The following is a 13,050-nucleotide window of genomic DNA, read 5'->3' on the forward strand; positions in this document are numbered from 1 at the left end:
AGGTTGTATATTTTTTGCCTAGTGGACGAATCTATTTATAAAAAATCATTAGAGTGCATTATTTTTTCAAACTGGGAAAATTTCTTGACTGGGCAAGAAATTAGATGGCGGTCAAATATTCTAAATCTCCCTAGAAACCGCACTAGGACTGCAATATATAGAATATTCACTCGTTTTTCTTTGGGGTATACATGGAATAAATGTTCTTTATTTGAACAGTGCTAATTCAACTGGAAAGCCTTTTGACTAGGTTCTATTCTTGAAGGCATGCATATCACTCCAATCACTTCCGGACGGGTGACTACTGGTGGCACCCAACTGTCTTCCGGAACGGCACAGCCTCACGAATCTGAACAGAATCCCTCCTCGACTGCTGGGGAGCAAAAGCGCTCCTCTGTTTTTTCGCGCTTTAAGGCGCCTGTGCATTCTCTTGCTCGTATTGGTGCAGCGTGCCTTATTGCGGCATCCGCAATTCTTCCCGCTGGCCAGATTGCGACGGCAGCTCCTGCCTCTCAGCGCTCCATTGCTACCCCCTACCTGGTTGGTGCAGGTGCGGCGGATATTACCGGTGAGCCCGGTGAGGTCGGCTTCATGGGTTACGGTGAGACCTCTCAGAAGGGTAGCGGTGTGCATACTCGCCAGTACGCACGCGCTTTCATTGCTGTGGATCGAGCCTCGGGTAAGCGCAACCTCATTGTTGTACTCGATACGTTGACCAGTTGGCAGTCTTTGCGTGATGAGCTGGTGAAGCGTATCCGCGCTGAGTTTGGTTCTGTGTACGATGAATCGAACATTATGATTACTGCAACCCACACTCACGCAACTCCTGGCGGTATCACGCACCAGAGCCTGTACAACATTACAACTCTGGGTTTCCATCAGGACACGTTTAATGCACAGGTAGATGGGTCACTGAAGGCGATTCGCCAGGCGACGAAGGACCTTGCGCCCGGTAACCTGACGATTTCTTCTTCAAAGCTGACTGGTGTCGGTGTTAACCGTTCTCGCGAGGCGTTCAACCTGGACTCTCCTGAGATTCGCTCTAAGCTGCCCGGCGGTACCGATCCGACCAATATGACTCTGCGTCTGGAGCGCAACGGTAAGACTCGTGCGGTGTTGAACTGGTATGCGATTCATCCGACGTCTTTGACCTCGAAGAATACTCTGATTTCGAGTGATAACAAGGGTTATGCGGAGTATCTGCTGGAGACTCAGGATCATGGTGTTGATCGCAATGTTCCCGGTAGCGGTGATGGTTTCGTTGCGGCGTTTGCAAATGCTAATGCTGGTGATGTTTCCCCGAATACTTGGTTGAGGCCTGGTCAGGGTCCCACTAATGACCAGTTCAAGAATGTGAAGATTCAGGGTGAGAAGCAGGCTAATGCTGTGCGTTCTCAGCTCAAGAGCGCGGGTACTCCGGTGGGTAAGGGTCTGGATTCGCGTATTTCGTACTTCAATTTCTCGGGTATGAACGTGGATGCCAAGTACACCGGTAGCGGCCATAATGAGCGCACCTGCCAGGGCTTCCTGGGTACTTCGTTTGGTGCCGGCTCCACTGAGGATGGCGGCGGTGGCTGGGATGCCTATAAGGAAGGCTCTGGTCGCCCCTCTATTCTGGGTACTTTGGTGTTCACTCCGAGCGCCGCGCAGGCGCGTTGCCAGCAGCCGAAGGGTATTCTCTTCTCTGCAAAAAATGGAACGATCATTCAGGAAAAGTATCCGGTGCAGATTATGCGCTTCGGTGACTACTACCTGCTGGGTATGCCCGGTGAGTTCACCGGTGCGGTAGGTGTGCAATACCGCCAGGATGCTGCCAAGCTTTTCGGTGTTCCCGAATCGCATATTATTCTGCAGGGCTACACCAACGCCTACGACCACTACGTGACGACTCCTGAGGAGTATGACTCTCAGCAGTATGAAGGTGGTGCGACCCTCTTCGGTCGTTACACCTCCAGTGCGTTCCGTCAGACCATTAATGTTGTTGGAACTTCGCTGAAGAACGGCACTCCGCTGGGTATTGGCGACCGTCCGAATGATCGTCGCCCGGTAGCCAGCCTGCAGGGTAAGGTCGTCTACGATACCCCCATGTTTGGTATGCGTTACGGCCAGGTCACTCAGCAGCCTCAGGACGCTATTGCCGGCCGCGAAGAGGTAACGGCTCGTTTTGCTGGTGCTCACCCCAATAACAACATGCATCACGATGGTAGCTACTTCGTGATTGAGCGTCGTGTGGGTAATACCTGGAGGTACTACACCGGGGATAACAACCCGGATACTTTCTTTGAATGGAAGCGCATTGGTGTTTCGGCGTCTCAGGTGACGGTTCGCTGGAAGGTGCCGGCTAATACTCCTAAGGGGCAGTACCGCATCCGCTACTACGGCAATGCTAAGAAGAATTCGAAGACTATCACCCCGTTTGAGGGTCAGACTCGAGTCTTCCAGGTGGCGTAGTCTCTTCCAGGTGGCCTAGCCCAGTAGCTACTGTGGCAGACCAATAACTGAATATTCTCTTGCGGGATTGCGGGAGGCGGGTGCAGCTATGCGTTCGCCTCCCGTATCTGTTGATGCCGCCAAGAATCGTCGAGAGGGTTCTTGTCGGTCTTCTGCTTTAAGTTTTTAAATTGCGGCAAGGAGGCAAAAGAAACAGAGGAGGCCGAGGAAGCAGTGAGGGAGCGGTAAATCCCAAAGATGTAATTAAGTGAGGTAAATCATCAGTTTTTACCCTTAGATGGGGGCTTAAAAGCAAAGAATCCCTGCTCTGGCGCTAGATTAAGCGGGATTTAACCTGTATAGTCTTATCCGAAGTACTTGAGCTCGGTGCACAAGGATCCACCCCCGGTGGGTTTGCGCGGGATTATCCCGAGGGCACGGGCATGATGAATCAATGGCAGTATGGATACCGTCCTTTGGCGTTGCTTTTTGCTGACGCCTAAATGCCATTTTTAAGCGTGCCCAAAAACTTTTTCACCTCTGACGGTGAGGAATTTTAGCCCTGAGAACTCGCCGAGATGTCGAGGAACCTATAGAAACCAACCGGATATGCATCCGAGCGTTTCTGATAACCGAGAGCACCCATCCAACGTGATGGGGGCCAGTAAGTTTATACGGGATTTTCTAACGAAGAACCCGATCAAGCAACGGAGAAAACGTGCCTACTATTCAGCAGCTGGTCCGCAAGGGCCGGACTCCCAAGGTCGTTAAGACCAAGGCGCCCGCACTGAAGGGCAACCCCATGAAGCGTGGCGTGTGCACCCGTGTGTACACCACCACCCCGAAGAAGCCGAACTCGGCACTGCGTAAGGTCGCTCGTGTCAAGCTCAACGGCGGCGTCGAGGTTACCGCATACATCCCCGGTGAGGGTCACAACCTGCAGGAGCACTCGATTGTGCTCGTTCGCGGTGGTCGTGTGAAGGACCTCCCCGGTGTTCGCTACAAGATCGTTCGTGGCGCTCTGGATACCCAGGGTGTTAAGGGTCGCGGCCAGGCTCGCTCCCGCTACGGCGCTAAGAAGGAGAAGAAGTAATGCCTCGTAAGGGTCCCGCTCCCAAGCGTCCCCTCGTAAACGATCCTGTTTACGGTTCTGCTCTGGTCACTCAGCTGATCAACAAGGTTCTGCTGGATGGCAAGAAGTCCGTCGCAGAGCGCATCGTCTACGGTGCCCTCGAGGGCGTCGAGAAGAAGACCGGTTCTGACCCGGTCGCAACCCTGAAGAAGGCAATGGACAACATCAAGCCTTCTCTCGAGGTTCGCTCCCGCCGCGTTGGCGGTGCAACCTACCAGGTTCCGGTTGAGGTTCGCCCCGGCCGTTCCACCGCTCTGGCTCTCCGCTGGCTCGTTGGCTTCTCCAAGCAGCGCCGCGAGAAGACCATGACTGAGCGTCTGATGAACGAGATCCTGGATGCATCCAATGGTCTCGGTGCCGCTGTGAAGCGTCGCGAGGACACTCACAAGATGGCCGAGTCCAACAAGGCCTTCGCACACTACCGCTGGTAATTCTCCGTTTAGAGCCTGCCGAGTCGATTCGAGTCGGCAGGCTTTCGGAGTATCTCATTTAGGGAGAATAACGTGGCACTTGACGTGTTCACCGACCTTAACAAGGTCCGCAACATCGGTATTATGGCGCACATCGACGCCGGTAAGACCACCACCACTGAGCGCATTCTGTTCTACACCGGTATTAACCACAAGATCGGTGAGACCCACGACGGCGCTTCCACCATGGACTGGATGGCTCAGGAGCAGGAGCGAGGTATTACCATTACCTCCGCAGCAACCACCTGCTTCTGGAAGGACAACCAGATCAACATCATCGACACCCCCGGTCACGTTGACTTCACCGTTGAGGTTGAGCGCTCCCTGCGCGTCCTCGATGGCGCAGTTGCTGTGTTCGACGGCAAGGAAGGTGTTGAGCCCCAGTCTGAGACCGTTTGGCGTCAGGCTGACAAGTACGACGTCCCCCGTATCTGCTTCGTCAACAAGATGGACAAGATGGGTGCGGACTTCTACTTCACCGTTCAGACCATCATCGACCGCCTGGGCGCTCGCCCGCTGGTTGTTCAGCTCCCCATCGGTGCTGAGAGCGACTTCATCGGTGTCGTTGACCTGCTCGAAATGAAGGCATACGTATGGCCCGGCGACGCCAAGGGTGACGTGTCCATGGGTGCCTCCTACGAGGTTCAGGACATTCCTGCTGACCTGGTTGAGAAGGCTGAGCAGTACCGCGCTGAGCTGGTTGAGGCTGTTGCTGAGGCCAACGAAGAGCTCATGGAGAAGTACCTCGAAGAGGGCGAGCTGACCATCCCCGAGATCAAGTCGGGTATCCGTCAGCTGGTTATCTCCGGCGAGGCATTCCCCGTTCTCTGTGGTTCTGCATTCAAGAACCGCGGTGTTCAGCCCATGCTGGACGCTGTGATCGAGTACCTGCCCTCCCCGCTGGACGTTCCGGACGTTGTCGGCTCCAACCCCTCCAACGAGGAAGAGAAGCTGACCCGTAAGGCATCCGCAGACGAGCCCTTCGCAGCACTGGCGTTCAAGGTTGCAGCTCACCCGTTCTACGGTCAGCTGACCTACACCCGTGTGTACTCCGGTACCGCAGCTCAGGGCCAGCAGGTTCTGAACTCCACCAAGGGTAAGAAGGAGCGTATCGGTAAGCTCTTCCAGATGCACTCCAACAAGGAGAACCCTGTTGAGGAGATTACCGCAGGTCACATTTACGCAGCAATCGGTCTGAAGGACACCACCACTGGTGACACCCTGTGCGACCCCGCACACCCGATTGTCCTCGAGTCGATGACCTTCCCCGATCCCGTGATCTTCGTGGCTATTGAGCCCAAGACCAAGGGTGACCAGGAGAAGATGTCCACCGCTATCCAGAAGCTTTCCGCTGAGGACCCCACCTTCACCGTTTCGCTGAACGAAGAAACCGGTCAGACCGAAATTGGTGGTATGGGTGAGCTGCACCTGGACATCATCGTTGACCGTATGAAGCGTGAGTTCAAGGTTGAGGCTAACGTTGGTAAGCCTCAGGTTGCTTACCGCGAGACCATCAAGAAGGCAGTCGAGAAGGTCGACTACACCCACAAGAAGCAGACCGGTGGTTCCGGTCAGTTCGCAAAGGTGCAGGTCTCCTTCGAGCCCCTGCCCCTGGATGGCGAAGAGCTGTACCTGTTCGAGGACAAGGTCACCGGTGGCCGCGTTCCTCGCGAGTACATCCCCTCGGTCGACGCTGGTATCCAGGACGCTATGAAGTTCGGTGTCCTCGCTGGCTACCCGATGGTGGGTGTGAAGGCAACCCTGATCGATGGCGCATACCACGACGTCGACTCCTCCGAAATGGCGTTCAAGATCGCTGGTTCGATGGTCTTCAAGGAAGGCGCTAAGCGCGCTAACCCGGTCCTGCTCGAGCCGCTGATGGACGTTGAGGTTCGTACCCCCGAGGAGTACATGGGCGACGTTATCGGCGACCTGAACTCCCGCCGTGGCCAGGTTCGTTCCATGGAGGACGCATCCGGCGTTAAGATCATCAAGGCTATCGTGCCCCTGACCGAAATGTTCGGTTACATTGGCGACCTGCGTGGTAAGACCCAGGGTCGTGCAGTGTTCTCGATGGCATTCGACAGCTACGGCGAGGTTCCCAAGAACGTCGCTGACGAGATCATCCAGAAGAGCCGCGGCGAGTAATTTCCGCGTCTCACCCGTGGGCCACGGGCCAAAAACTTGTGGCCCACGCCAAAATTTTCAATTAAATCCATTATTGAGAGCATGAACAGTTTCATCTCTGCGGCGTAATCCGCTATTGTAGACGCTAGACCGTTTTATAACGGGATGCGCCGGAGCGAAGATCCGCGTGCATGTTTTCAATCGTTCTAGGAGGAACACTCTTGGCTAAGGCTAAGTTCGAGCGCTCCAAGCCTCACGTTAACGTCGGTACCATTGGTCACGTTGACCACGGTAAGACCACCCTGACCGCAGCAATCTCCAAGGTTCTGGCTGACAAGTACCCGGACCTGAACGAGAAGCGCGACTTCGGTATGATCGACTCCGCTCCCGAGGAGCGCCAGCGCGGTATTACCATTAACATTGCTCACATCGAGTACCAGACCGAGAAGCGCCACTACGCACACGTTGACGCTCCCGGCCACGCTGACTACGTCAAGAACATGATTACCGGTGCGGCTCAGATGGACGGCGCAATCCTCGTGGTTGCAGCTACCGACGGCCCCATGGCACAGACCCGCGAGCACGTTCTGCTCGCTCGCCAGGTTGGCGTCCCCACCCTGCTGGTTGCACTGAACAAGGCAGACATGGTTGACGACGAAGAGCTCCTCGACCTCGTCGAGATGGAGGTCCGTGACCTCCTCTCCTCGCAGGAGTTCGACGGCGACAACGCTCCCGTTGTTCGCGTTTCCGCACTGAAGGCTCTCGAAGGCGACCCCGAGTGGGTTGCTAAGGTCGAGGAGCTCATGGACGCAGTCGACACCTACATTCCGGACCCCGTGCGTGAGAAGGACAAGCCCTTCCTCATGCCCATCGAGGACGTCTTCACCATCACCGGTCGTGGCACCGTTGTTACCGGTCGTGCAGAGCGCGGTACCCTGAAGATCAACTCCGAGGTCGAGATCGTCGGTATCCGCCCGATTCAGAAGACCACCGTTACCGGTATCGAGATGTTCCACAAGCAGCTCGACGAAGCATGGGCAGGCGAGAACTGTGGTCTGCTGCTGCGTGGTCTGAAGCGTGACGATGTTGAGCGTGGTCAGGTTGTCGTGGAGCCGGGCTCCATCACCCCCCACACCGAGTTCGAGGCAAACGTCTACATCCTCTCCAAGGATGAGGGTGGCCGTCACAACCCCTTCTACTCCAACTACCGTCCTCAGTTCTACTTCCGTACCACTGACGTGACCGGCGTTATCACCCTCCCCGAGGGCACCGAGATGGTTATGCCCGGTGACAACACCGAGATGACCGTTACCCTGATCCAGCCCATCGCAATGGAAGAGGGCCTCGGCTTCGCTATCCGTGAGGGTGGCCGCACCGTTGGTTCGGGTCGCGTTACCAAGATCATCAAGTAATTGCCGTAAGTTTACGACAATTCGCTAAAGATTTGCCGGAGGGGAAACTCTCCACCAGGTAGCGATACTCAAGGACCCCCGCATCTGCGGGGGTCCTTTTGTTATGCCCTTTTGTGGGTTGCTGAAGGCAGCAAAGAGGCAGGTATATCCCTCTCTGCTGGGAGAACCTCGTAACCACGTCCTGGGCGCTATAGACGCCCTTCAACAAGCTCTCAGCGCTATTGTGCGGCAGAAACCCACGCTAAAAGATAGGGGAGAAGATCGGATCCTCAGCGGTGAGGAGCCAATGGTGAGGAATCCTCAGAGCGGTAGCAGTATCGCACACCCGTGCCTCAGACCTGTAGCAGGGCATAGGGGAACAGATGCGCTGTCATTGGCTTACCGTTCTTGAACGCCCACACACACTTTCAAGGAGCTGGCAAAAGGACGCGAGATAGACGTTGCAGATGCGAATAGGGTTTGCGGCCAAAGAAAAACGGTTCCCAGCCCGAAGGCTGGGAACCGCAATTCGAATGACTGCCCCTCGGAAGGGACATAGGTAATCCTACTACAGAATGCCGTAGGAATAGAAGCTATACGTGCTGATAGCTAGATGTTTTCCTCGTGGCGAGGCTCGTAGCCTTGCTGAGGAGCCGGGGGCTGCTGCATCTGGACATTGCTCTGAGGGTACATAACCGGCTGATTCTGAGGCGGCGGGAAGTCCTCAAGCTGCTCAGAACCCTGGTGCGGAGCTGCTGCATCCTCCTTGTTCTGTCGAACCAACAGACGCCAGATAACGCCGGCAATGAGCAGAATAGAGATAATCAGCAGAGTCAGCGGGTTCAGACCGTTGAGCAAAATTGCCAGGTCGAGGGTGACTAGCGCAGTTGCGATATAGGTCCAGACTCGGTCGAGCAGCAGAGCGCTCAGGAGAGTCAGGGCAATGCCGAGTACCAGCACCACGATATCCGGACCGTCAGCGGGAACTGCCCACGTTACCAGGGTGAGGAATACCTGCAGGCCCAAAGCCCAGTACAGAGGAGAATCCGATACCTGCGTATCTACAGGCCTCTTTGCGATGAAGTTCTTGAGGACCTTGGCGGCCACAACAGCCAGCATAATCAGGAGAGCAACCTCAAGAATGACGCTCAGAGGATTGGACTTCGAGTAATCAATGACCAGACGGGCAATGAAGAGGCTGAACGCCGTGGTGCAGACGATCGGCAGGTTCTTCGCCTTGGTGACAGACACGAAGGACAGAGCGCCTAGACCCCAGAGAAGTGCGTTGAGCTCCACCTGCCTGGGCTCAAAAACCAGCCCAACGAAAGTGTAGAATCCCAGCGTCGCCAGAGCGGGAATCATCAGCAGCGTATTGACCGGTGCATAGATACCCTGGCTCAGGGGACGACGAGACAGGAAACGCGCGTAGGGGGCACCCAGCGGGCCGTGCATCGGCAAATCAACCATCGTATTACCAACCGGGACAGCGATGCGCGGACGAACATTAGCGTTCACACCGAAGACCTCAACCGGGAGCGTGACCTTCAGGACGAACAGGATGATGACGGCAATCAGAGCGTAGTAGCCCAGAAGAGTCATTTCCATTGTGCTTTCCCTCGTGTTGAAGAGATTCCACAGAGCACCGATGCAGAAAGTCGTGATGCTGATGGAGGCACCAATCTGCATGCGGGAGACCCTGAAGATAAGGGCAAGCACCCATACAGCGATGAAGATAGCAGGAGTTGCTACCGCGAACAGAAGATTATCAAAATCGCCAATGAAACGGCCTGCGCTCAGGACAGAACCAAGGGTGAAGAAAATTGCTGCCGCGTATGCTTCGTAGTTTCGCTTGGAGTACGCATAGAGTAGCACGCTGCACAGCGCCTGAACCGCCAGCAGTGCAAGTACGAGGAAGTCTACGAGCGATTCCTTCATATTGCCGGTGATTGCGAGCAGAATGACCGACCAGCAGATGGGGAATCGCGCAACGGTGAGTAGCTCCGAACGAATCGAAGAGCCAACCGGCATAAAGAAACCAAGCGCACCATAAACGACGGTTAGGAGCGCCGGCAGTGCTACAGCAATGTACTCCTTCTGCAAGTCGTACAGCAGGTAGTGTCGCGAGCCAATCGTCGCGATAAGCAGAGTCGCGTAGAACGCGATACGGACAAACATGACAAGCGTGGAGCGGAAGGAACCAACATCCGAAAGTCGTAGCGCGCGGGCCAGAATAAGAGCGCTCAGGACGCTCAAGAAGAGGACGGCACCCGAGAAGAGCGGGAAACCAACCCAGAATCGGCCATGTGCTCCGCCATCAGCATGGTTAGCTACGTACCCAACGAAGAGAGCAAAAACGCCCAAGAAGAGGTAGACCGACATCTCTACAAGACGGTAGCTTGCGTTCTGTACTGCAACGCCCTGAGAGAGGACAAAAGTCAGCAGCGCAATAGCGGCGCAGACCAACGCAAACATCAAAAGCGACTCAGAAGTCTGCATCTCAGGAATGAGAGCGAGGAAGAGCTGAATCATACCAATGGCATAACCGATGTTGCTCAGTACCGCTCCAGCGGTACGTGCCTCGGGGGCCTTAACGCTGAGTAGGTAAATGACTACTGCTGCCGCGAAGAACAGATAGAACGTTCCCTGGTTGCCGGGGGAAGCATACATGCCAATGACCGGGATGAGCGCTACAAAACTCATGAGCACCAGAGGCTGAATTGCCTTGCGGTACAGCAAGAAGCTCACGATGCAGAGGACACCGATAACCCAGGGAGCGGGGAAGATACCTTGATTACCTTCTGCGTAGGGAAGGAAAGTGCTCCAGCGCGTTGCGTAGGTAACGCTATCAGCGACGTGAGCAGTATAGAAGGCATCAAGGAGAGCAAAGAAGGAGAAGAATACGCCGACGCATGCGTCAATTGCAGGCAACCACTCTATCTTGCGAGTGGGTTGGTGAAGAGATTCCTTCGCCCAGGGGATAGCCGGGGTGCTTTGCACCTGCTCGAGCTGTTCATCAGTAGCAGGAGCGGAACCAGCAATAGTCTTCTGCAGACGAGGAATAAATACGTAGGCAGAAATCAGGTTAACAACCAGAACAGAGACGAAGAAGATGCTGGGGAACCACGGGCCGTGATCCGAGTCCATGATGAAGGAGAGAATGGACGCAATCGGGTAGATGCGTGCCTGGGCGTAGTAATCCGCCGTGCCGTTCAGCCAGGTGAACAGAATGGCGTGCACAGACATAACCGCAAAGGCAATACCTGCGTCCGTGTAGCTCAAATCGTTGGTGAAGAAGAAAATAGCGACGGCAGTAGCCGGAACAAAAATACGCGAGGAATCAACAAGACCTTCGCGGATACCCTTCGGGGCAGCATTCGGGGCAAAGTGCAAGATCAAACCCAGAACAGTGGCAACGGCAGTCAGAGAAACGAAATACCAAACGAAAGGCAGAGCCGCCACCTTCGTAGCTGCCAACGAGTCCGAAACGATGAACGAAATCAGCAGGTACGCCATCACACGGTTACGCATGAGGGCGCAGGCTCCAATAATGGCTGCAGTGCCAACCAGAGACGTGAGGAGCCAAATGTAGCGTCCTTCAGTCCAAATCTTGAGGACATAGATAGCAACGCCGGTCAGAGGAATAAACGCAAGACCCGTTGCTGCAAAAGAGTAGGAGGCAATACGCAGGCGCTCTACGAAACGGTAGGTGAGCAGACCGGCTCCGTAGAAGACAATTGCTCCAAGCGCCATTGCGAGTACACGGAAGATAGCCGTTTCATCCTGAGAAGAAGTCACCGAGGTGACAAAAAGGCCCGCAGCACCAATGAGCAGGAGCGAACCAATGTACAGAACAATATTGAGGAAGATATCCTCATTGACTCGGCGTCGCTGCGCAGGAGGCTGAGGATACGGACCCGACAGGGATGGGGGAACGTACAAGCCGAGACCTTGCGGCTGAACATGCTGAGGGCTCTGAGACGAAGAGTGAGAGCTAGAGGATGCCTGATGAGGTTGTGTCGGCTGAGACATGGTTTCTCCTTAGGCTGTAGTGATACTTCTACGATACGAGAGTCTTTAGATCTAAAAGCTTTATTAAGAGCAATAAAGCGCATGGAACTTACTGAAAGTAGATTGAAAGCTCCCTGAGAGTTACATCGCGGGAGTATCCTCAGGTTGACAGAGATAGTTAAGTGTTCTTAAGCACTTAACTCGTGTTTGTATTGCGCAAGCGCTCTATCTCTGAGAGAATTGACGACGTTGTCAAAGCGTCTACCTGCACTAAAGGTAGGCCCACGTATGACCCGGTCCGAAGGATGACGGGATGAGTCTGTCTAGAAAATAGGCGACACGCCCGAGTTCGGGGGTCGGTACTCAGGCGGGGTGAGGAACCCGGCAAAGCCGGATTCAGTTCGTTCTGAGTGGCGCACGTGATGAATATATCGCGTTCCTTAAGCGCTATAACAAAGGGGCAAAAGCTCCGATACAGGGAATACATCAAGAAAGAGAGTCCGACAGATGGCGGGACAGAAAATCCGCATCCGTCTGAAGTCCTATGACCACGAGGTCATCGATTCTTCGGCACGGAAAATCGTCGAAACGGTAAAGGGCGCAGGCGCAACTGTAGTTGGCCCCGTGCCGCTGCCGACCGAGAAGAACGTTTACTGTGTTATCCGTTCTCCCCACAAGTACAAGGACAGCCGCGAGCACTTCGAGATGCGTACGCACAAGCGTCTGATCGACGTTGTTGATCCGACCCCCAAGGCTGTTGATGCCCTCATGCGTCTCGACCTGCCGGCAGACGTAAACATCGAGATCAAGCTGTAGAGGATCGCATCTAATGACTAACAAATTCGAGCGCCAGGTGAAGGGCCTGCTGGGCACCAAGCTCGGCATGACCCAGGTCTGGGACGAGGACGGCAAGTTTGTGCCCGTCACCGTCGTCAAGGCTGATTCTAACGTTGTTACCCAGATCCGTAACCAGGAAACTGACGGCTACGAAGCTGTTCAGATTGGTTTCGGTGCAATCGACTCTCGCAAGGTTACCAAGCCCCTGGCTGGTCACTTCGAGAAGGCCGGTGTTACCCCCCGTCGCCACATCGTCGAGCTGCGTACCGCAGATGCTTCTGAGTATTCCCTCGGTCAGGAACTGACCGTTGAGCTCTTCGAAGCAGGCCAGAAGGTCGACGTCGTTGGTAAGACCAAGGGTAAGGGCTTCGCAGGTGTTATGAAGCGTCACGGCTTCAAGGGTGTTGGCGCGTCTCACGGTCAGCACAAGAACCACCGTAAGCCCGGTTCCATCGGTGGCGCATCCTACCCCGCACGCGTGTTCAAGGGTATGCGCATGGCTGGCCGTATGGGCGCAGCACGTCACACTACCTTGAACCTGACTATCCAGGGTGTGGACGCAGAGAACAATGTCCTGCTGATCAAGGGTGCAATCCCCGGTCCCAAGGGCGGCGTTGTTCTGGTTCGTACCGCTGTGAAGGGAGCCTAATACATC

At 55.1% G+C, this 13,050-nt stretch carries 8 protein-coding genes; 7 read left to right on the forward strand and 1 reads right to left on the reverse strand.

What is annotated here, in order from left to right; translation table 11 throughout:
• The first annotated feature begins 420 nt into the window (after positions 1-420).
• The 5 genes from HMPREF2710_RS00795 to tuf all read left to right on the forward strand — a co-directional run bounded on the left by HMPREF2710_RS00795 (position 421) and on the right by tuf (position 7,571).
• On the forward strand, positions 421-2,451 hold the full coding sequence (locus HMPREF2710_RS00795; protein ID WP_070599020.1) for a neutral/alkaline ceramidase: 2,031 nt from the start codon (positions 421-423) through the stop codon (positions 2,449-2,451).
• A gap of 697 nt (positions 2,452-3,148) precedes the next feature.
• On the forward strand, positions 3,149-3,523 hold the full coding sequence (rpsL, locus tag HMPREF2710_RS00800) for a 30S ribosomal protein S12 (protein WP_005504939.1): 375 nt from the start codon (positions 3,149-3,151) through the stop codon (positions 3,521-3,523).
• Positions 3,523-3,993, forward strand: coding sequence for a 30S ribosomal protein S7 (gene rpsG, locus HMPREF2710_RS00805; protein ID WP_005504941.1), 471 nt, complete (start codon positions 3,523-3,525; stop codon positions 3,991-3,993). The genes rpsL and rpsG overlap by 1 nt, the downstream gene beginning before the upstream one ends.
• Positions 3,994-4,065: 72 nt before the next feature.
• Positions 4,066-6,180: an elongation factor G gene (fusA, locus tag HMPREF2710_RS00810; protein ID WP_049349249.1), complete on the forward strand. Its 2,115-nt coding sequence runs from the start codon at positions 4,066-4,068 to the stop codon at positions 6,178-6,180.
• A gap of 200 nt (positions 6,181-6,380) precedes the next feature.
• The gene (gene tuf, locus HMPREF2710_RS00815; RefSeq protein WP_005508397.1) at positions 6,381-7,571 is read left to right on the forward strand and encodes an elongation factor Tu; all 1,191 of its coding nucleotides are present in this window, start codon (positions 6,381-6,383) and stop codon (positions 7,569-7,571) included.
• Positions 7,572-8,159: 588 nt separating this feature from the next.
• Here the strand turns inward: tuf and HMPREF2710_RS00820 are convergent.
• Positions 8,160-11,579, reverse strand: coding sequence for a Fe2+/Zn2+ uptake regulation protein (locus HMPREF2710_RS00820; protein ID WP_070599023.1), 3,420 nt, complete (start codon positions 11,577-11,579; stop codon positions 8,160-8,162).
• 486 nt (positions 11,580-12,065) lie between these two features.
• Here HMPREF2710_RS00820 and rpsJ point away from each other — a divergent pair, with 486 nt between their 5' ends.
• Together rpsJ and rplC are read left to right on the forward strand one after the other, a co-directional pair.
• Positions 12,066-12,374 carry a 30S ribosomal protein S10 gene (gene rpsJ, locus HMPREF2710_RS00825; RefSeq protein WP_004005287.1) on the forward strand — a complete coding sequence of 103 codons (309 nt, stop codon included), beginning with the start codon at positions 12,066-12,068 and terminating at the stop codon, positions 12,372-12,374.
• A 13-nt stretch (positions 12,375-12,387) separates the two neighbouring features.
• Complete coding sequence (rplC, locus tag HMPREF2710_RS00830; RefSeq protein WP_005504955.1) at positions 12,388-13,044, forward strand: 50S ribosomal protein L3; 657 nt, start codon at positions 12,388-12,390, stop codon at positions 13,042-13,044.
• Positions 13,045-13,050 lie beyond the last annotated feature (6 nt).

This window comes from Rothia sp. HMSC069D01, assembly GCF_001810135.1.
Classification (GTDB): Bacteria; Actinomycetota; Actinomycetes; order Actinomycetales; family Micrococcaceae; genus Rothia.

Bases quoted from the DNA above. Each gene is read 5' to 3' on its own strand.
- rpsG (WP_005504941.1), top strand. From the start codon at position 3,523: ATGCCTCGTAAGGGTCCCGCTCCCAAGCGTCCCCTCGTAAACGATCCT.
- HMPREF2710_RS00820 (WP_070599023.1), bottom strand. From the start codon at position 11,579: ATGTCTCAGCCGACACAACCTCATCAGGCATCCTCTAGCTCTCACTCT.
- rpsJ (WP_004005287.1), top strand. From the start codon at position 12,066: ATGGCGGGACAGAAAATCCGCATCCGTCTGAAGTCCTATGACCACGAG.
- rplC (WP_005504955.1), top strand. From the start codon at position 12,388: ATGACTAACAAATTCGAGCGCCAGGTGAAGGGCCTGCTGGGCACCAAG.